Source organism: Novosphingobium sp. PP1Y (assembly GCF_000253255.1).
GTDB lineage: Bacteria > Pseudomonadota > Alphaproteobacteria > Sphingomonadales > Sphingomonadaceae > Novosphingobium.
Genome location: NC_015580.1, coordinates 1,940,188 through 1,959,727 on the forward strand (window position 1 = coordinate 1,940,188; position 19,540 = coordinate 1,959,727).

At 64.7% G+C, this 19,540-nt stretch carries 19 protein-coding genes and 1 tRNA gene; 6 read left to right on the forward strand and 14 right to left on the reverse strand.

Going from position 1 to position 19,540, the window contains the following annotated elements; genetic code table 11:
• The first annotated feature begins 4 nt into the window (after window positions 1-4).
• On the forward strand, window positions 5-706 hold the full coding sequence (rplA, locus tag PP1Y_RS15330; RefSeq protein WP_007011714.1) for a 50S ribosomal protein L1: 702 nt from the start codon (window positions 5-7) through the stop codon (window positions 704-706).
• Window positions 707-791: 85 nt separating this feature from the next.
• Here rplA and PP1Y_RS15335 read toward each other — a convergent pair whose 3' ends face one another.
• A complete protein-coding gene (locus PP1Y_RS15335; RefSeq protein WP_013833044.1) occupies window positions 792-1,481 on the reverse strand; it encodes a class I SAM-dependent methyltransferase in 690 nt (229 codons plus the stop codon).
• A 150-nt stretch (window positions 1,482-1,631) separates the two neighbouring features.
• Here PP1Y_RS15335 and PP1Y_RS15340 point away from each other — a divergent pair, with 150 nt between their 5' ends.
• Complete coding sequence (locus tag PP1Y_RS15340) at window positions 1,632-2,435, forward strand: helix-turn-helix domain-containing protein (RefSeq protein ID WP_013833045.1); 804 nt, start codon at window positions 1,632-1,634, stop codon at window positions 2,433-2,435.
• Here the strand turns inward: PP1Y_RS15340 and PP1Y_RS15345 are convergent.
• The 4 genes from PP1Y_RS15345 to rimO all read right to left on the reverse strand — a co-directional run bounded on the left by PP1Y_RS15345 (window position 2,390) and on the right by rimO (window position 7,020).
• On the reverse strand, window positions 2,390-2,962 hold the full coding sequence (locus PP1Y_RS15345; RefSeq protein ID WP_051010042.1) for a hypothetical protein: 573 nt from the start codon (window positions 2,960-2,962) through the stop codon (window positions 2,390-2,392). The two genes, PP1Y_RS15340 and PP1Y_RS15345, sit on opposite strands and share 46 nt — an antisense overlap.
• Complete coding sequence (locus tag PP1Y_RS15350) at window positions 2,952-3,713, reverse strand: molybdopterin-binding protein (protein ID WP_013833046.1); 762 nt, start codon at window positions 3,711-3,713, stop codon at window positions 2,952-2,954. The genes PP1Y_RS15345 and PP1Y_RS15350 overlap by 11 nt, the downstream gene beginning before the upstream one ends.
• A gap of 47 nt (window positions 3,714-3,760) precedes the next feature.
• Window positions 3,761-5,233: an NAD(P)/FAD-dependent oxidoreductase gene (locus PP1Y_RS15355; protein ID WP_013833047.1), complete on the reverse strand. Its 1,473-nt coding sequence runs from the start codon at window positions 5,231-5,233 to the stop codon at window positions 3,761-3,763.
• A 404-nt stretch (window positions 5,234-5,637) separates the two neighbouring features.
• The gene (gene rimO / locus PP1Y_RS15360) at window positions 5,638-7,020 is read right to left on the reverse strand and encodes a 30S ribosomal protein S12 methylthiotransferase RimO (protein ID WP_007011709.1); all 1,383 of its coding nucleotides are present in this window, start codon (window positions 7,018-7,020) and stop codon (window positions 5,638-5,640) included.
• Between the two features lie 171 nt (window positions 7,021-7,191).
• On the opposite strand from rimO, the gene PP1Y_RS15365 reads away from it, so the two are divergent.
• Complete coding sequence (locus PP1Y_RS15365) at window positions 7,192-7,584, forward strand: DUF1761 domain-containing protein (protein WP_013833048.1); 393 nt, start codon at window positions 7,192-7,194, stop codon at window positions 7,582-7,584.
• A gap of 10 nt (window positions 7,585-7,594) precedes the next feature.
• Here the strand turns inward: PP1Y_RS15365 and PP1Y_RS15370 are convergent, their stop codons facing one another.
• The 6 genes from PP1Y_RS15370 to PP1Y_RS15395 all read right to left on the reverse strand — a co-directional run bounded on the left by PP1Y_RS15370 (window position 7,595) and on the right by PP1Y_RS15395 (window position 12,447).
• A complete protein-coding gene (locus tag PP1Y_RS15370) occupies window positions 7,595-8,632 on the reverse strand; it encodes a TrkA family potassium uptake protein (RefSeq protein WP_007011707.1) in 1,038 nt (345 codons plus the stop codon).
• Between the two features lie 9 nt (window positions 8,633-8,641).
• Window positions 8,642-9,892: a LysM peptidoglycan-binding domain-containing protein gene (locus PP1Y_RS15375; RefSeq protein ID WP_013833049.1), complete on the reverse strand. Its 1,251-nt coding sequence runs from the start codon at window positions 9,890-9,892 to the stop codon at window positions 8,642-8,644.
• Window positions 9,889-10,653, reverse strand: coding sequence for a 5'/3'-nucleotidase SurE (gene surE / locus PP1Y_RS15380; RefSeq protein WP_013833050.1), 765 nt, complete (start codon window positions 10,651-10,653; stop codon window positions 9,889-9,891). Before surE ends, PP1Y_RS15375 begins: the two co-directional genes overlap by 4 nt.
• Window positions 10,654-10,736: 83 nt before the next feature.
• A complete protein-coding gene (gene serS / locus PP1Y_RS15385) occupies window positions 10,737-12,017 on the reverse strand; it encodes a serine--tRNA ligase (protein ID WP_013833051.1) in 1,281 nt (426 codons plus the stop codon).
• A 54-nt stretch (window positions 12,018-12,071) separates the two neighbouring features.
• Complete coding sequence (locus tag PP1Y_RS15390) at window positions 12,072-12,263, reverse strand: DUF2892 domain-containing protein (protein WP_013833052.1); 192 nt, start codon at window positions 12,261-12,263, stop codon at window positions 12,072-12,074.
• Window positions 12,264-12,372: 109 nt separating this feature from the next.
• Window positions 12,373-12,447, reverse strand: a tRNA-Val gene (locus PP1Y_RS15395).
• Window positions 12,448-12,525: 78 nt separating this feature from the next.
• Between PP1Y_RS15395 and PP1Y_RS15400 the strand changes: the two genes are divergently transcribed.
• On the forward strand, window positions 12,526-12,810 hold the full coding sequence (locus PP1Y_RS15400) for a DUF3297 family protein (RefSeq protein WP_013833053.1): 285 nt from the start codon (window positions 12,526-12,528) through the stop codon (window positions 12,808-12,810).
• Between the two features lie 72 nt (window positions 12,811-12,882).
• Here the strand turns inward: PP1Y_RS15400 and PP1Y_RS15405 are convergent, their stop codons facing one another.
• Window positions 12,883-13,551 carry a CHAP domain-containing protein gene (locus PP1Y_RS15405; RefSeq protein WP_013833054.1) on the reverse strand — a complete coding sequence of 223 codons (669 nt, stop codon included), beginning with the start codon at window positions 13,549-13,551 and terminating at the stop codon, window positions 12,883-12,885.
• Between the two features lie 128 nt (window positions 13,552-13,679).
• Between PP1Y_RS15405 and der the strand changes: the two genes are divergently transcribed.
• On the forward strand, window positions 13,680-15,056 hold the full coding sequence (der, locus tag PP1Y_RS15410; RefSeq protein WP_013833055.1) for a ribosome biogenesis GTPase Der: 1,377 nt from the start codon (window positions 13,680-13,682) through the stop codon (window positions 15,054-15,056).
• Window positions 15,057-15,093: 37 nt separating this feature from the next.
• On the opposite strand, the gene PP1Y_RS15415 is transcribed toward der, so the two are convergent.
• Complete coding sequence (locus PP1Y_RS15415; protein ID WP_013833056.1) at window positions 15,094-16,269, reverse strand: AI-2E family transporter; 1,176 nt, start codon at window positions 16,267-16,269, stop codon at window positions 15,094-15,096.
• Between the two features lie 139 nt (window positions 16,270-16,408).
• Between PP1Y_RS15415 and PP1Y_RS15420 the strand changes: the two genes are divergently transcribed.
• On the forward strand, window positions 16,409-18,490 hold the full coding sequence (locus PP1Y_RS15420) for a S9 family peptidase (protein WP_013833057.1): 2,082 nt from the start codon (window positions 16,409-16,411) through the stop codon (window positions 18,488-18,490).
• Here the strand turns inward: PP1Y_RS15420 and PP1Y_RS15425 are convergent.
• A complete protein-coding gene (locus PP1Y_RS15425; protein ID WP_041558906.1) occupies window positions 18,480-19,535 on the reverse strand; it encodes a nitronate monooxygenase family protein in 1,056 nt (351 codons plus the stop codon). The two genes, PP1Y_RS15420 and PP1Y_RS15425, sit on opposite strands and share 11 nt — an antisense overlap.
• Window positions 19,536-19,540: the final 5 nt, after the last annotated feature.

Below are 19,540 nucleotides of genomic sequence, written 5' to 3' on the forward strand. Positions count from 1 at the left end.
TTCCATGGCAAAGCTGAACAAGAAGCAGAAGACGCTCACCGAAAAGCTGGGCGACAACCAGAAGCACTACCCCGTCGGTGAGGCTCTGACGCTGCTGCGCGAACTCAAGACCACCAAGTTCGACGAGACCGTCGAAGTCGCGATGAACCTGGGCGTCGACCCGCGCCACGCCGACCAGATGGTCCGTGGCATGGTTTCGCTCCCGGCCGGCACCGGCAAGACCGTCAAGGTCGCCGTGTTCGCCAAGGGCGACAAGGCCGAGGCCGCTCTGGCTGCCGGCGCCGACAAGGTGGGTGCCGAGGACCTCATGGAAGACATGCAGGCCGGCAACCTCGACTACGACCGCGTCATTGCCACTCCGGACATGATGGGCGTCGTCGGTCGTCTGGGTAAGCTGCTGGGCCCCAAGGGTCTGATGCCGAACCCGAAGCTGGGCACCGTCACCCCGAATGTGGAGCAGGCCGTGAAGGACGCCAAGGGCGGCCAGATCGAGTTCCGCGTCGAGAAGCAGGGCATCATCCACGCCGGCATCGGCAAGATGTCGTTCTCGGACGCCGACCTGCAGAAGAACTTCGACGCGTTCGTCGACGCGATCGTCAAGGCCAAGCCCTCGGGCGCCAAGGGCAAGTACGTTCGCAAGATCTCGCTGTCCTCGTCGATGGGCCCCGGCCTCAAGATCGACACGACCGAGGTTGCCGGCGCCTGATTCCTTCAGGACCGGACAAACGGTTAGGAACGGGCCGGCGAGGGAAACCTTGCCGGCCCTTTTCTTTGTCTGAAGCCTTCCGGCCTCAGTCCGCTTCGATCAGCAAGGTGTCGATGGTGAACGAGCCGTCCGCCTCGATCTTGAAGTGCTGCGCAACTTCGCGGCAGGCAGCGGCCTGCAGGGTGCGGATCGCGGCGCATCGCTGCGGGGGCGTGCGCATGCGGCCCGTCCAGTCGGCTAAGTCCATCCGCAAGCGCCCCGTCGTCACGGTGCGGACCCGAAATCCGGCGCCTTCCAGCATCGCGGTCCACTGCAGGGCCGTGTAGTCGCGCACGTGCGACAGGTCGCGAAGCAGTTCCACGGCTTGCAGGAAGGTGTCGGCGAGGGGCAGGGCAGGGGCGACGACATCACTGAAAACCGCTACCGCGCCCGGGGAAAGGACGCGCCGGGCTTCGCGAATGCCCTGCACGGCGTCGTGCCAATGATGGGTTGAAAAGCGGCAGGCCAGAAAATCGAATGAGTCATCGGCGAAGGGCAGGTCTTCGGCCGCTGCCACTTGCGTACGGATCGTTGGCAGGTTCCGTTGCTCCGCCTCGCGGGCGATCTGCTCGATCATTTGCGCGGACAGGTCGCAGGCGGCGACTTCCCGCACGTGGGGTGCAACGGCGTAACTCAGATGGCCGCCTCCCGCCCCCAGGTCCAGCGCGCGAGTGGGCCTGTAAGTCTGGGCGATTGCGGCAATTCGAGCGAGGTCCTTGGCCTGTGCGTGAACCATACTGGTGACGTATGATTGCGCATTTAAGCCAAATTGGCGGTCGATCAGGTCGAAATGGTCGGTTGGTATGGAAAGTCTCCTTGTCAGACCGCCTTCATCGCTTCATTAGCCTGTTACAATGGACATCATTATCCTGTTATAAATAGAATCATGCCATCCTCTGACCAACGCGCACTGCTCGGAGCCTTCGTCCGTGCCAGAAGGCAAAGCCTTGCTCCTGAAGGTCATGGTCGCCGCCGCCGTACCCCGGGTTTGAGGCGCGAGGAACTTGCAGCGCGCGCTGCCATCGGTACGACCTGGATCGCGTGGATCGAGCAGGGCCGGGACGTCAGGCCTTCGGCAGAGACATTGTCGCGTCTCGCCGATGGGCTGAATCTGTCGGCGGCCGAGCGCAGCTATCTGTTCGAACTGGCCCAGCGGCACGATCCGTCGCGGCCACCGTCGGCGCAGGCGATGTCCTCCGCCCCCGATGCACTGGCTCATCTCGTGGATGCCCTGCCTTGGCCTGCCTATGCGTTAGACCCTGCCTGGACCGTCTGCGTGGCCAATGGCGCAGCGCGGCGCCTCTTTACCGGGCTTTTCGACGAAGGTGACGTGGCCCCAAACCTCCTCGTCTATGTCTTCACCCACCCGGCGGCGCGCGATCTCCTGCCCGATCATGACATGCGCGCGCGGCGCATTCTTGCCGAGTTCCGCCGGGATTTTGCGAAGTCGGTCGGCGACCCACGCGTGCAGCAACTGGTCGATTGGCTGAAGGCGAACAGTCAGTTGTTCCTTGACGGATGGGAAGACCAGAGCGTGCTGGCGCGCGAAGGTGGAACGCGGGTCTTTCAGCATGGCCTGGACGGGCTCTTGCATTTTTCTCAGCACACCCTCGCAGACGTTGAGCGAGGGGACTTCCGCTTCGTTTACCTGCGACCTGCGTCGGTCGGAATGTCCAGCGCAGCGGCCTGATAACATTCGACGACGAGACTGATGGGGCTGCCGTCAGGCAGGTAAAGGATGGCGCGGTGGGACAGGATCGTCCCTTGCGGGCAACCTTCCGCCCGGCCGCGCAATGCGGCGAGACGCTGGCGGGTGAAGCGAAGCGGGGCGACAACCTTGCCGAAGGGCGTGTCGGTCTGGTGCAGGGCCGTATTCATTTGCGGCGTCAGTCTCGCGGGCACGAACCAGTTGTGTGCCTGCGAAAGCGTTACCCCGCCGCAGTCGAGCCGGACATGGCGGTAATTCAGACTCGCCGCGTCATCCACGCGCAGCAGATCGAGTGCGTCCGAAGGCAGGGGCGCATCATCATTGCGGACCGGGTTTGCACTGATGTGCGCAGGATCGCCGATTCCCTTTGCCGTGCACCAGTCCTTCAGTGCCAGGGTTGCGCTGTCCCGCGCAGCCAGCGTCCTCTCGAACCGATCAAGTGAGGTGTCGGCGCAGCCGTCGAGGAGAAGCGAGACCAGCAGGGCCGCTATGGCGGGCCTAGATTCCACCGGCAACGGCGGGGCGGTCCATGGCTTCCAGGCCCCGGACGAGTGCGCGGGTACAGGCCGCCAGGTCATCGGCGCTGATCGACCGGATAACGAAATTGGCGCCGGTGCGGCCTTCGCGCCAGAACGGGTAGGAGCCGATCTGGCAGGTCTCGAACGTCTTCTCCGTTTCGCGCAGCAGGTCCGCGACGTCGCTTTCGCCGACCCAGCAGCCGATCGTTTCCGATAGCAGTGGCGCGCCGCCTTCGAGCTGGCCGGAAAGGGCATCGAGCATGCCGGCTGTGATGCTGGGCACGCCGGCCATGATGAAGATGTTGCCGTGCCGAATGCCGGGGGCGCCGGTGTAGCGATTGGGGATCAGGTCGGCCCCGTCGGGCGTGCGGGCCATGCGCAGGCGCGCATCGGTCAGGCCGCCGCGCGTCTCGTAGTATTTCTCGAGGATCGCGCGGGCCTCCGGGTGGACGATCACGTCAACGCCGAGAGCCTCGGAGATCGCATCGACAGTGATGTCGTCATGCGTCGGGCCGATGCCACCGGTGGTGAAGAGATAGTCGTTGCGGGCCCGCAGGGTGTTGACCGCCTCGACGATGGCTGGCGTGTCATCCGCCACCACGCGCACTTCGGCGAGGCGGATCCCCTGGATCTGCAGCCAGCTCGCCACCTGGGCGATGTTCTTGTCGTGGGTGCGTCCGGAGAGAATCTCGTCGCCGATGACGACGAGGGCGGCGGTGTAGATTCGCGAGGATTCGGCCATGGCCGCATGGCTAGGACAAATGCGCGCGCACCGCTAGCCGGGGCGAGCTATAATTGCCGACCTGCGCGACTGAACTGCAAGTGCCCGTCATCGATCGGCAATTCCCGCAATTCGCGGCGGTCGCGCATGAGGTCGTGGCTGAGCCGCCACGGGCCGGACTTTGCGCTCATAGGAACAAGGTGGCGGCCTCGCTGGAGATAGCCTGAGGAATAGCCGGCCAACGGATCGTCCGCTTCGAGGTCATGGTTTGCAGGCAGGAACGGCACGGCCGTGTCGGCTCTCCAGGCATCCATCTGGCCAAGGAGCCGGCAGAGCCATTCGCCCACCATGTCGACCCTGTTGGTCCATGACGCATTGAGATAACCGAAAACGGCGGCAAGATTGGGCACGTTCGAAAACATGCAATTGCGATAGTACCAATGCTCTCCGAAGTTCACGGGTTTGCCGTCGAGGGCAACCGCGATCTTGCCCAGGGTAGCCAGTCGCAGGCCGGTTGCCGTGACAATGGCATCGGCTTCGACCCGTTCCCCGCCTTCCAGCTCTATGGCATCGCCCACGACGCGCCGGATAGCGCCAGTGGCGAGAGCGGCGTGGCCTTCGCGGATCGCCTTGAAGAAATCCCCGTCAGGCATGAAGCACATGCGCTGCATCCAGGGGCCATAGGGCGGGGAAAAGGCCCTTTCATCATAGTGTCCGCCGAGTTGATCGCGGATGCGTTGCTTGAGCCAAGCGCCCACCTGCTCGGGTTCGCGGCGCGACTTGTTGAAGAACCAGTACTGCAGGGCATTGTTGCGCAGCCGGGTAAGGCCGTAAGCCCAGCGGCGCGGCAGGACTTTTTCGGCGGCGTTCGCAAACAGGTCGCGGGCAGGCTGGGCGAGGAACCAGCTTGGCGTGCGCTGGACCATCGTCACGCGGGCGCCGGCATCGGCAAGGGCGGGAACCAGCGTTACCGCAGTCGCGCCCGAACCGATCACGGCAATGCGCTTTCCTGCAGGATCGAAGCCTTGCGGCCAGAATTGCGGATGCAGCACCGGTCCTGCAAAGTCCTTCAGGCCATCGATCTGCGGATCGTGAGGCATGTCGTAGTCGTAGTACCCTGAGCCGAGGATCAGGAACCGCGTCATGAAATCGGCGGAGCCCTGGCCCGTCTTAGCGTGCACACGCCAGAGCGCGTGGTCGCTGTCCCAGTCGGCGTGGGTGACTTGGTGCGAGAAATGCATGTGGCGGTTGAGGTCGTGCTGGGCTGCCACTTTGCCCAGATAGGACAGGATTTCCTCCCCGCGCGCCACCGACCTATCTCCCGACCAGGGCGCGAAAGCGAAACCCAACGTGTACATGTCGCTGTCCGAGCGTACACCGGGATAGCGGAACAGGTCCCAGGTTCCGCCGAAATCCTTGCGCCTGTCGAGGATGGCCATGCGCTTGCCGGGCAGGTTGCGCCGCAGGTGTGCAGCCATGCCGATCCCGGAAATGCCGGCACCGACGATGAGGATGTCGAGGGGGTCGCTTTCGGTGCTCACCACATCCTCATACCGCCGTGATGCCTCGAATCACGGGAAAAGCCCGAATCGGACAAAAAAAGGGCCGATCCGAAGACCGGCCCATGAAAGTTTTTTGGGAGAGGATGCCTGAAAGGCCTGTTCCATATGCCGTCGGAGCCGATTCGCCGCAAATGCGAAAAGATTTTCCGGTGCTGCATATTTTGCAACCATGACTCTCGGCGCATGATCTCGCTGAGGCGCAAGCGCATGGAAAGCGGCCAAAAAAAAATGGGCCGGTCCGAAGACCAGCCCTTGGAAGTTTTTTGGGAGAGGATGCCTGAAAGGCCCTCCCTATATGCTCGTGATCGGGCCATGCCGCAAATGCGAAAACCTTCCTTAGTATTGCGCATTTTGCAACACAGGTATCGTGCTGACGATAGGCCTCAGCTGTCGCTGCGTGCTCCGAACAAGTCGTGCTCATCCGCGTCTTCGACAAGAACGTCAACGATATCACCAACTTGAAGGTCATTCCCCACATTGCGAAGGAAGACATTGCCGTCGATTTCAGGGGCATCGGCCTGCGAGCGTCCGGTTGCGCCAATGTCGCCATCTTCATCCGGTTCACCGATTTCGTCGATGATGACGGGCAGGATTCGACCGATTTTGGACTGAAGCTTGGCCGCGCTGATCGCCGCGGTCTTTTCCATGATTCGGGCGTAGCGCTCTTCCTTGACCTCTTCGGGCACGGCGCCGGGCAAGTCGTTGGCTGCAGCGCCTGCAACCGGTTCGAAACGGAAGGCGCCGACGCGGTCGAGCTGGGCTTCCTCGAGCCAGTCGAGCAGGTACTCGAAATCGGCTTCCGTCTCGCCGGGGAAGCCGACGACGAAGCTGGAACGGATCGCGATGTCCGGGCAGATTTCACGCCAGGAGCGCAGGCGTTCGAGCACCTTGGCTTCATTGGCCGGGCGCTTCATCGCCTTGAGCACCGAAGGCGCTGCATGCTGGAAGGGAATGTCGAGGTAGGGCGTCAGCAACCCTTCCGCCATCAGCGGGATAACCGCGTCGACATGCGGATAGGGATAGACGTAGTGCAGGCGCACCCACGGCGCGCGGCCCTGTGCGTCCTTGAGCTGGCCCAGTTCGCGGGCGAGGTCGGTCATGTGGGTCCGGACTGCATGGTCCTTCCACGAACGCTCCTCGTGGCGCACATCGACGCCGTAGGCCGACGTGTCCTGGCTGATCACCAGCAGTTCGCGGGTTCCGGCCTGCACCAGCTTTTCCGCTTCACGCAGCACTGCATCGATGCGGCGACTGGCGAGCTTTCCGCGCAATTGCGGGATGATGCAGAACGCGCAAGCGTGGTTGCAGCCTTCCGAAATCTTCAGATAGCTGTAGTGGCGCGGCGTCAGCTTGACCCCGGCCTCGTCGTAAGCTTGCGGGATCAGGTCGAGGTAGGGGCTGAGATCCGGCGGCGCGGCTTCGTGAACGGCTTCGACGACGGCTTCGTACTGGTGCGCACCGGTCACGGCGAGCACGTCCGGGAAGCGGGCGCGGATCGTCTCGGCTTCATTGCCCATGCAGCCTGTCACGATGACACGGCCGTTCTCGGCAATGGCTTCACCGATCGCTGCCAGGCTCTCTTCCTTAGCGGAATCGAGGAAGCCGCAGGTATTGACCAGCACGACGTCGGCGCCGGCATAGTCCGGGCTCATCGTGTAGCCGTCTGCACGCAGGCGGGTGAGGATACGTTCGGAGTCGACAAGCGCCTTGGGGCAGCCAAGGCTGACCATGCCGACCTTCGGCGGGGAGGGGAGTTCTATGGCCATGGGATGGCGCGCCCGATACGCCGATTGAGCCGTCGAGTCACGAATTGAATGACGCGCGGCTTTTGACATGCGGCGCAATCGCGCCCTTGCACCCGTTACCGAAGGCTGCGAGACTGGCTCTAACACGGCTTTTTCAATGGGATATGGCCGTAAACGGGAAGGAGTTACGTCATGGGTCCGGTAAACTGGGTGGCGGTGGTGATCGCCGCGGCACTGGCCCTTGGCATCAGCATTGCGTGGTTCGGCACCTTTACCCGCAAGAGCGGCCAACTGATTCCCGCCAAGACTGAGACGCGCAGCAACTACATCCTCGTCGGCGTGCTGATGCTGGTGAGCGCGGCGATGTTCGGGCACAACTTTGCCCGCATCGGCGCTGAAACGCTGCAGGCGAAACCCTGGCTATACTTCATGCAGACCGGCGGGATCGCCATTGCCTTCGTCATTCCCGCGGTATGGCTGGTCGAATTGCGCAATCGTACCGAGCCTATGCGCCGGGTGATCGATTGCGCGTTCTGGCTCGTGGCCTACCTTGCCATGGGCCTGGTGTTCTGGGTGCTGGGTTGATCCGGCGCCTTCAGGCCGGGTCGCAACTGGCGTAGGAAATCTCGACGATCAGGTCGTCCGCTTCCAGCACGTGGGCGTCCGGCTCCCAGAAACCGATCACGCGCGATCCGCGGTAGATCCGCAGTCCCTTGCCGGTCGCGATCTTTTCCAGCGGCTTGCCGATCTCGTCAGGCTTGACCTTGCGTTCGACAAGCTGGACGCGGCCCGTGACCGAGGCAAGGTCCGACAGGTATTCCGAGATATGCTGGCCTTCCGCCGAGCCGGCAAGCAGCAGGCCGGTGAAGCGCACCGGATTGATCACGTTGTCGGCACCTGCCTGGCGGGCAAGCAGCTCGTTGTCATCGGCGCGAACCACCGCCGTGATCGGCACCTTGGGGGCGACGTGGCGGGCGGTCAGGATGATCAGGATCGTGGTATCGTCGCGGCCTGCCGACACGAGGATCGAGCGGGCCTTGCCGATGCGCACGGCCTCCAGCGTCTCGTCGCGGGTGGCGTCGCCCTCCATGACGTTGCAGCCCGCGCTTTCCGCCAGCGCCAGCCTTGCCGAACTGGGGTCGATCACGACGATGCACGAGGGATCGGTGCCGCGCGCGATCAGCTCCTGCACTGCTTCGGACCCGCTGACGCCGTAGCCGAGCACAACGATGTGGTCTTCGAGCCGTTCCTGGATGCGCTTCATGCGCCAAGTCTCCCAGCTGCGCTTGATGATGAAATTATAGGCCGTGCCGACGAAGATGTAGATCACTGCCAGGCGGATCGGCGTGACGATGACCGCTTCGATCAGGCGCGACTTGTCGCTGACCGGGGCAATGTCGCCAAAGCCGGTCGTGGTGATCGAGATCATCGTGAAATAGACGACGTCGAGGAAGCTGACCGTGCCGTCGTGCGTATCCTTCAGGCCATCGCGGTCCAGCCAGTGGACCATGACGACAAGGAAGATCAGCCCGAGTGCAAGGCCGAGGCGAATGGCGACATCGGCCCAGACCGGGACGCCGATAGCGCGACGCAGCGGCTTGAACAGTGCCGGGTTGGGCCGCTTCTTCGACATAACCGAGGCTTAGGGTGACTTGGGCAGTTCGTCCAGCGGGTCTACCGGCTTGCCGTTGCGGCGTACTTCGAAGTGCAGCTCGTCTCCCTTGGCTAGACCTGTGTCCCCCACGAGGCCGATTCGCTCGCCCGCGGCGACCCTGGCGCCGTCCTTCACCGTGATGCGGCTGAGGAAGCCGTAGGCGGTGAACCAGCCATCGCCGTGGTCGATCACGACGAGGTTGCCGAACTGCTCTTTCTCCTTGCCCGCGAACTTCACCGTGCCCGCTGCCGCTGCCCGCACCATGGTGCCCTTGGCCGCCGTGATGTCGAGGCCGTCGTGGTAGTTTGCGCCGCTGCTGAAATCGCGCCGGATTGGCCCGGAGACCGGCCAGAGGAAGCGCGACTTGCTTGCTGCAGGCGTGGCGGGGGTCGCGGTCGCCGGTGTGGCTGGTTGCGGGACCGCGCCTTTCTGCGGATTGAGCAGGGTCGGGATCAGCAGGTTCTGCCCCGGCTTGACCGGTGCGTCCGGATCGAGGCCGTTGGCGGTGGCGATCTGGTCCCAGGGAACCGCGTACTTGTAGGAAATCGCAAAGCCGGTATCGCCCGCCTGCACGGTGTGGCGCCGGGTTCGCGGGATCTGCAGTTTCTGGCCGACCTTGACCACGTAGGGCGGCTCCAGCCCATTGGCTTCGGCGATCAGGATACGGGCGACCTTGGCGCGCTGGGCTATCCCGCCGAGCGTCTCCCCGGGAGTGACGAGATGGACTGTCTCTTCCTCGGGAGCGGTTGCTGAGGCCGTATCGCCGCGCGCGGGGATCACCCGCGATGCGGTCCTGACGGCAGCGGCGTCCTGCGACTTGCCGGGAATGGTCAGCTTCTGGCCGATACGCAGCACATAAGGCGGCTCGAGACCGTTGGCGCTGGCTATCGCGCTGGCAGATGTGCCGGTGCGATTGGCAATGCCGAACAGGGTTTCGCCGAAGGTGACCTCGTAGGTGCCGCTGCCTGTGCTGACGCCTGTGCCTGCACCGACGCCTGCGCCGCCGCGCGGGATCTCCAGTTCCTGACCGGCGCGAACGATGAACGGCGCTTCCAGGTTATTCGCCCGGACAATGGCGGCTGGATCCACGCCGGCCCGGTTGGCGATCCCGTTCAGGGTTTCGCCCGGCTCCACCACATGGACGGTTTCCTGAGCGGCATTGGCGGCGCTAGCGTGGGAGGGCGTCAGCACCAGTCCCGGCAGCACGGCTGCGGCGGCAAGCAGGAGAGGCGGCTTCATGCCTTGTAGCGATCCATCAGGTTGGACATTGACGCATCGTGCGTCAGGTCGAGCTGCAATGGCGTCACCGAGACAAATCCTTCCGCGATGGCTTCCAGGTCGGTGTTGTGACCGGGGGTATGCTCAATACCGTGTAAACCAAACCAGAAATAAGGAAAACCTCTAGGATCAATGCCTTCCACAACCGATCCGCGGGCGTAGTCATGGAATCCCTGCCTCACGACGCGGACGCCGTTAACCTTGTCTGCAGGTAGCGCCGGAAAGTTGACGTTGATCAGCGTGCGCGGTGCGAAGGGGGCGTCGATCAGCGGCCGCAGCGCCTTGGCGCCCCATGCCTCGGCAGCGGAAAAGTCGACGTTGTTGCCCACGCCTTCCTTGGAATAGACCTGGCTCAGCGCGATCGAGGGGATGCCGGCCAGCGCGCCCTCCATGGCGGCCGAGACCGTACCCGAATAGGTGATGTCATCGCCCAGGTTCGCGCCGCGGTTCACGCCCGACAGGATCAGGTCGGGCGCGCCGGGCAGCACCTTGCGCAGCGCCATCGTCACTGAATCGGTCGGCGTTCCCGAGACCGAGAAGCGCCGCGGCGCGTGTTCGCGCAGGCGCACCGGGCGTGTCAGCGTCAACGAGTGACCGGCGCCCGATTGCTCCTCGCTCGGCGCACAGATCCAGATGTCGTCCGAGAGCTGCGCCGCGATCTTCTCGAGAACGTAGAGGCCCGGCGCGTTGATGCCGTCGTCGTTGGTGAGAAGAATGCGCATCGATCAAATTCCTTCGTGGCCCCGAATTGCCTGCGGAGCCGATTGTCGGGCTGTTTGCCGGCGATTGCCCGCCGGCGCGTCGTTCAGGCGAGCGGTTCCAGCTTCTCGATCCCGCCCATCCAGGGCTTGAGCCTTTCTGGCACCGCGACCGAACCGTCTTCCTGCTGGTAGTTCTCCAGTACGGCCACGAGAGTGCGGCCGACCGCAAGGCCCGAGCCGTTCAGCGTGTGCAGGAACTCGGTCTTCTTGGAGCCTTCGGGCTTGTAGCGCGCGTTCATGCGCCGCGCCTGGAAGTCGCCACAGTTGGAGATCGAGCTGATCTCGCGGTAGGCGCTCTGCCCGGGTAGCCAGACTTCGAGGTCGAAGGTCTTGCGCGCGGTGGCGCCCATGTCGCCGGCGCAGAGCAGGACCTTGCGATAGGGAAGTTCCAGCGCCTGCAGGATGCCTTCGGCCGCCGCGACCATGCGCTCGTGCTCCGCCTCGCTCTCTTCCGGCTTGCAGACGGTGACCAGTTCGACCTTCTCGAACTGGTGCTGGCGGATGAAGCCGCGCGTGTCGCGGCCCGCCGCCCCCGCCTCGGAACGGAAGCAGGGGGTCAGCGCGGTCATGCGCAGGGGCAGGGCCTCGGCATCGACGATCTGTTCGCGCACCGCGTTCGTCAGGCTGACTTCGGCGGTAGGGATCAGCCAGCGTCCATCGGTGGTCTGGAACAGGTCCTCGGAGAACTTGGGAAGCTGACCGGTGCCGAAGGCTGCGTCGTCCTTGACCAGCAGTGGAACATTGCATTCCATGTAGCCGTTGTCGGCGGTCTGCGTGTCGAGCATGAACTGGGCAAGGGCACGGTGCAGACGCGCCATCTGGCCCTTCAGGAACGTGAAGCGCGCGCCCGATAGCAGGGCGCCGGTCTCGAAGTCGAGGCCGAGGGCCGGGCCGAGATCCGCGTGTTCCTTGGGCGTGAAGGCGAATTCGCGCGGGGTGCCCCACTTCGCGACTTCGACGTTCTGCGTCTCGTCCTCGCCATCGGGAACCTCCTCGACCGGGATGTTGGGCAGGCGCGCCAGTTCGTCCTGCAGCCTGGCGCTCAGTTCCTTCTCCTGCGCCTCGAGCGCGGGGAGGGATTCCTTGAGCTGCGCGACTTCGGCCTTCAGCGCCTCGGCGGTTTCCTTGTCGCCCTGGCCCATCGCCTTGCCGATCGCCTTGGACGCCTCGTTGCGGCGGTTCTGGCCTTCCTGCATGCGCGTCGCGACCGCGCGGCGCTGCTCGTCGAGCGCGAGGATCTGGGCGGAAGCGGGTTCAACCCCGCGGCGGGCGAGACCGGCGTCGAAAGCGACCGGGTTGTCACGGATCAGGCGGATATCATGCATGGCGCCGGGCTATGCCGTCTCGGCGAGTCCGGCGCAAGCGCGAGATGGCCTGCGTCACTCAGCCTTGCAGGTGCGAATTCCCAGCAGTGAATAAAACGGGCAGGTGCGCAGCAGCCCTGTCATCAACGGGACGAGGCCGATCCAGCCCCACTGCGTCTTCGGTCCGACGAAGACGAGGGCAATGAGGACGATTCCCAGAACGATACGTCCCAATCGGTCCAGCGTACCGACGTTTGTCTTGAACATGGCAATTCCCTCCTTCGATGAAGGAGCCATGCGCCGGTTCGTGCATGCGGCGCATTGATTGCGATCAATCGCGGAATTTCGGGATCTGTCCGAGAAACCATCCAATGGATGGTGGGCGCGACAGGGATTGAACCTGTGACCCCACCCGTGTGAAGGGTGTGCTCTACCGCTGAGCTACGCGCCCGCTTCCAGTTGCGGAAGCGCGCCCCTAGACAACTCCGCGCGAATTGACAAGCGTCCATTGCCGACTAAAGCGCGGAGCATGACCGAAGAGACCAATTCCGGCCCTGACGTGCCGCCCGATCACATTGCCATCAACCCGAAGAGCGAGTTCTTCGATGCCGAAAAGCTGCGCCGCGGCATCGGCATCCGCTTCAAGGGCACCGTACGCAACAATGTCGAGGAATACTGCATTTCCGAAGGCTGGGTGCGCGTGCAGGCAGGCAGGACGCTCGACCGTCGCGGCAATCCGCTGACAATCAAGCTGAATGGCCCGGTCGAAGCATGGTACGAGGATCTCGGCGAAGACGCGCCGGTCGCCAAGTAGGCGCTCTTCGCTAGGCAGAGTTTCGGGGCCGGTCCCGCGATCCCGCACAGGACCGGCCCCTTTCGGGTAAACTCAGTAGTTTCCGGCGATGATGGCGCCGATGGGGTCGCTGTGGCGGCCCTTTTTCTTGCCCTCACTCAGGGGCGCCGCCGATTCGGCCTGTGAGGCAATGCGGCTCGATCCGGCGTCCGGGAGCGATCCGGGCTGCGCGTTGTAGATGAAGCCCGCGACCGGCCAGTGCGATGCGCCCAGGTTGTGGGCCGGGCCGTACCAGACGCGCACTTCGCTCCAGTCGTTTTCCGGCGAGACGTCGAGCACGCTGACGTTGCGCTCGATCTTGCCGGGGACCGACCAGTTGGCGTGGCTTACCAGGATCGTGCGGGAATCGACGATCTGCGTGACGGTTGCGACATGGCCGAGCGTGGAATTGCCATGCGGCTTGATCGCCAGGACGGCGCCGACGCGCGGTTCGAACCCCCGGGCGTAGCGGCCCTTGGCTTGCTTCCACCAGGTATGGGCATCGCCATAGATCTGCAGGCCGGAAAGTTGCCGCGCAAAGGGCACGCATTCCAGGTAGTCGGAATTGCCCGCTGCGCCGGACGAGCCCGATGAAAGAGGGCGGCTGCCCGCGCTGCCGGAATCGTCGTTGGACACGATCGCGTCGATGGCGCTGCGGGCACTGGCCGGAGAGATTACGGCCGCGCTCAGAGCGAAAATGATTGCTGTGCAGTAACCCTTCATGCCTGCACGATCACCTAGGCACGGTTATCGTTTGCCTGCAAAATTGGGTTAACGGACCGGCAAGAATTTGCCGGATGTTTGCCGGGTGCTTGCCAAAGCCTTCGGAAATCCCCAAGCGAGTCGCCATCATGCTCCCGCAAGTCATCATCATCGGCCGGCCCAACGTCGGCAAATCCACCCTGTTCAACCGTCTGGTCGGCAAGAAGCTCGCGCTTGTCGACGATCAGCCCGGCGTCACGCGCGACCGGCGCTTCGGCGATGCCGAACTGCTCGGGCTGAAATTCCAGATCGTCGATACTGCCGGTTGGGAAGACGACGAGGCGGAAACCCTGCCCGGGCGCATGCGCAAGCAGACCGAGGCTTCGCTGGCGACTGCCGACGTTGCGCTCTTCGTTGTGGACGCGCGCGCCGGACTGACACCCCTGGACGAGGAAATCGGAAACTGGCTGCGGGCCTCTCCGGTGCCGGTCATCGTGCTGGCCAACAAGGCCGAAGGGCGCGCGGGCGAGGGCGGCTTGCTCGAGGCCTACTCGCTCGGCCTAGGCGATCCGGTGGCGATCTCGGCAGAGCATGGCGAAGGCATGGGCGACCTGTTCGAGGTCCTGTTGCCGCACCTCGAACCGCTGCAGCCGGTCGAGGAAGAAGACCAGGAATACGATGAGGAGGCGCTGCTCAAGGCGCCGCTGAAGCTGGCCATCGTCGGCCGCCCGAACGCTGGCAAATCGACGCTGATCAATCGCTTCCTGGGGGAAGACCGGCTGCTGACCGGGCCGGAGGCAGGGATCACCCGCGATTCGATCGCGATCGACTGGCTCTGGACCGATCCCAAGACCGGCGACGCGCGCGAGGTGCGCCTGATCGACACCGCAGGCATGCGCAAGAAGGCCCGCGTGGTCGAAAAGCTGGAACGCATGGCGGTGGCCGATGCGCGCCACGCAATCGACTTTGCCGAAGTCGTCGTCCTCCTGCTCGATGCGACCAAGGGGCTGGAGCACCAGGACCTCAAGATCGCCTCGAAAGTCCTCGAGGAAGGCCGCGCGCTGATGATCGCGATCAACAAGTGGGACGTGGCCGAAGACGCCTCGAAGCTGTTCAATGGCATTCGCGCCGCGCTCGATGACGGTCTTGCGCAAGTGCGCGGCGTGCCGCTGCTCGCGGTCTCTGCGCGCACGGGCAAGGGCCTCGACGAGATGATCGCTGCGGCCTTCTCTATCCGCGAGGCCTGGAGCCGCCGCGTGCCGACCGCCGCGCTCAACCGCTGGTTCGACGATGCGCTTTCGGCGAATCCGCCCCCGGCGCCGGGCGGCAAGCGAATCAAGCTGCGCTACATCACCCAGGCCAAGACGCGCCCGCCGGGCTTCGTGCTGTTCGGCACGCGTCTCGACATGCTGCCCGAGAGCTATCGGCGTTATCTGATCAACGGCCTGCGGCGTGAACTCGGTTTCGAGGCCGTGCCGATCCGCATGACGCTGCGCAGCCCGAAGAACCCCTTCAAGAAAGACTGACCGAGGCCCGCGGGAGCGGCAGGCGCATTCGGCTGGCTTAGCCGGGGTGCGCCTCTGCTTCCGATTCGGCGGCCGCGTCCGCCTCGCCCTCGGCTTGCGCGGCCTGGGCGCGCCTGGCCGCTTCGGTGCCCTTGATATTGGTCAGGCTGCCTGCACCCTTCGCCTCGGAAACGAGGTTCCACACAGCGATGAACAGTGCGGCAATGACCGGGCCGACGATGAAGCCGTTGAGACCGAACAGTTCGAGGCCGGACAGGGTGGCAATCAGGACCACGAAGTCGGGCATGCGGGTATCGCGGCCGACGAGGATCGGGCGCAGCAGGTTGTCGATCATGCCGATGATGAACACGCCGCAGAAGATCATCACGCCGCCTTCGACATAGTTGCCGGTCGCCAACAGGTAGCCCGCGACGGGAACCCACACGATGCCGGTGCCTACGGCGGGCAGCAGCGAGAAGAACCCCATCAGCACGCCCCACAGGAGCGCACCTTCGATGCCGATGGCCGAGAAGATCAGGCCGCCGACGAGACCCTGCATCACTGCCACGACAACGGTGCCCTTCATGGTGGCGCGCACGACCAGCATGAAATGATCGAGCAGCGCATCGCGCAGGTGCGGCCGCAGCGGGATCGCGGTGCGCACGAGTTCGCCGTAGCGTTCGCCGTCGCGCAGCAGGAAGAAGGTGAGGTAGAGCATCACGCCCAGCGCGGCGATGAAGCTGAGTGCCCCCTGGCCGACGATGAGGAGGCGCGAGGCGATGTCCTGCAGGCCGCTGGCGATGCCCGAGCCGAATTCGCGCCGTAGCGTCTCGAAATCGGTGGATGTGTAACGTGCCACCGTGTCGCCGATCTGGTCGGGCAGGGCGGTGCGGAGCCGTTGCAGCATGGCGCCAAGGTCGATCTGGCCACTGCTGATCCGGTCATAGAGCGACGTCGCCTCCTGCACGAGGCTGGCGCCCAGGAACAGGGCGGGCAGGATAAAGATTGCCAGCAGGAGAAGCAGCACCAGCGCCGCCGCCGTATTGGGCCTGCCGCCCAGCTTCACTTCCAGTTTGCGGGTCATCGGCTCGAACAGGATCGCGGCGACGATGCCCCACAGGACCGCCCCGAAATAGGGGGCCAGCAACCAGGCAAAGGCGACAGTGACAAGAATGACGAGGCCGATGAACGCGTAGTCTTCAAGGCCGTATGCTGAGGGGCGCTTTGTCTCCATTGGCGGAGCAATATCATGAAATCCGGCAATTCCATCCCCGATCTTCGCAGCTGCAAGACTGGGGTGGATTTTTTCGCCGAAGCGGGCGAGACAACAGCTCATCCCCCCACATCACGAGGTCGCTCTCTTGATTTCCACCATGAAATTCCGAATCGCCGTCAGCGCCCTGGCACTGGCGAGCGTCCCGCTGGCTCCCGCCGTTGCAGCGCAGCCGTCCTCTGCCGCCGCCGGGCCGCAGCGCAGTTTCACGCCCGATGACCTGTTCAAGCTTCAGGGCGTTACCGATCCGCAGATCTCGCCGGACGGTTCGAAGATCGTCTACGTGCGCAGCAGCGCCGACATCATGACCGACAAGGTCGAACCGTCACTGTGGCTGGTCGATGTATCCACGGGCGAGCAGCGTCCGCTCGTCGCCGGGCCGGGCGCGCATATGTCCCCTCGCTGGTCGCCCGATGGCAAGCGTATCGCCTATGTTTCGAGCGACGGCAGTTCCGCGCCGCAGCTTTACGTCCTGTGGCTGGCCAGCGGCGCGAGCGTCAACGTCACCGACCTGCCCGATAGCCCGGGCGCGCTGGCGTGGTCGCCGGACGGCAGGCAGATCGCCTATACCATGCGTGTTCCGGGCGAAGGTGAGAAGCTGGGCTCGCAGCCCGAAACCCGTCCCGAAGGCGCGCAATGGGCCGAGCCGCTGCAGGTGATCGACCGCGTAACCTATCGCTTCGACGGTGCCGGCTATCTGGAACCGGGCTTCGACCATATCTTCGTCGTTCCGGCCGACGGCGGCGCGCCGCGGCAGGTGACTTTCGGCAAATTCGACGATGGCGGCCCGCTATCCTGGACGGCCGACGCAAGGCGCATCGTCTTCAGCGCCAACCGGCACGAGGACTGGGAACGCGACATAAACAACTCGGAAGTCTACAGCGTCGACATCGCAAGCGGCGCGATCCGTGCGCTGACGACCCGGCAGGGCCCCGATGGCGGGGCGCTTGTCTCTCCCGATGGAAAGCACATCGCCTATCTCGGCTACGACGACGTCAACCGATCCTACGAAAACTCCGATCTCTACGTCATGAATGCCGATGGCAGCGGCGTGCGGCTGCTGACACCGAAGCTCGACCGTTCGATCGACGCGCTGGAGTGGGCAGGCAACAACAGCCTCTACGTCCAGTACGACGACGAGGCGCAGACCCGGGTCGCCCGCGTCGGTCTCGACGGGTCGATCAAGCCGGTGGTGTCCGGTCTGACTCCCGGCGGGCATTACGACAGGCCCTACACCGGCGGCAGCTTCAGCGTCTCGAAGGGCGGACGTATCGCCTATACGGCCGGGACCACCAGCCATCCGGCGGACCTGTGGGTGTCGAACGGCGGATCTGGACGCAAGCTCACCGACCTCAACGGGACCTGGATGGCCGACAAGGCGATGGCGCCGGTCCGCAAGCTGGCCGTGACCGCACCCGATGGCAGGCCGATCGACGCCTGGCTGGTAACCCCTCCCGGTCTGCAGCCCGGCCAGCGCGCGCCCCTGATTCTCGAAATTCACGGCGGGCCGAACACCGCCTATGCGCCTGTCTTCGCCACCGATTACCAGCTCTACGCCGCGCATGGCTATGCCGTGCTCTACACCAATCCGCGCGGCAGCACGTCCTATGGCGAAGAGTTCGCCAACCTCATCGACCGCGCCTATCCGGGCACGGACTACGACGACCTCATGGCGGCGGTCGACGCGGCGGTCGCCGATGGGGTGGCCGATCCGGACAACCTGTTCGTGACCGGTGGTTCGGGCGGCGGCGTGCTGACGGCATGGATCGTGGGCAAGACCGACCGGTTCAAGGCCGCGGCCACGCAAAAGCCGGTGATCAACTGGATCAGCGAGGCGCTGACGATGGACTCCACGCCGTTCACCTCGCGCTACTGGTTCGACAAGAAGCCCTGGGAAGATCCCATGGCATACTGGAAGCGCTCGCCGCTCAGCCTCGTCGGCAACGTGAAGACCCCGACCCTGGTGGTTGTGGGCAGCGACGACTATCGCACGCCGGTCAGCGAATCCGAGCAATACTACGCCGCGCTGCAGATCCGCGGGGTGCCGACGGCGATGGTGAAGGTACCGGGCGCAAGCCACGGCGGTATCGCCGCGCGGCCCTCGCAGTCGGCAGCGAAGGCTTCCGCGATCCTTGCGTGGTTCGACAAGTACCGGACCGGCGCCAAGCCCGCTAGCGAGTAGCCGCAAGCTCCGCGGCCAATTGGGCGACCAGCTGGGCGGCGGGCATCGGGCGGGAAAGGGGCGCCCCCTGGCCCGCCCATTGCGCGCCAAAGCCGCCTTCGCCTGCAGCCTTGGCGGCGACGTTCAGCGCCTTGCCCGCATGATAGGCGCGGGGATAGGGCGCGACCGGTGGCAGAGCTTCGCTTGCGGCCAATGCGGTGAAGCGATTGGCAAGGCAGCGGGCCGGACGGCCGGAAATCGCCGCAGTCATCGTCGTGTGGCGCGCGCTTTCGCTGGCAAGCGCGGCGCGGTAGGCGGCATCCGCATTGCTTTCCGGGCAGGCGACGAAGGCAGTACCGAGCTGTGCGGCCACCGCTCCCAGATCGAGCGCGGCGCGAATGCCGGCGCCGTCCATGATCCCTCCCGCGGCGATGACCGGCAGTCCGGACTGCGCGGCCAGCAGGCGGGTCAGGGCCAGGGTGCCGAGGCGGTCATCTGGCGCATCGGGATCGAACACGCCGCGATGGCCGCCCGCTTCCCAGCCTTGCGCAACCACCGCGTCGATCCCGGCATCTTTGGCACGCCGAGCTTCGTCGAGCGAGGTAGCGGTGGCGAGCAGCAGGCATCCCGCAGCCTTGAGCGCTGCAATCGCCTCGGCTTCGGGCAGGCCGAAATGAAAGCTCACCACCGGCGGGGCCAAATCGACAAGTGTGCCCAGCATTTCGGCATTGCCGATAAGCGTCGGGTAGATCGTCTCGAGCTGTGCGGGCGGCTCGGCATCGAATTCGGCAAAAGCCGGAGCGAGGCTTTCCAGCCACGCAGCCTCGCGCGGCGGATCGGCCTTGCATGGCGCATGGACGAAGAGATTGACGTTGAAGGGACGGTCTGTCGCGGCGCGAAGCCGGGCGATGTCTTGCGCTGCGGCTTCGGGCGTCAGCGTGCCCACCGCGATGGAACCGAGCGCCCCGGCATTGCACACGGCCGCGGCGAGGGCGGGCGTGGAGGTGCCCGCCATCGGTGCCTGTATTAGCGGTATGGAAAGGCCCAGGCCCGAGATGAAGTGCAAGGACA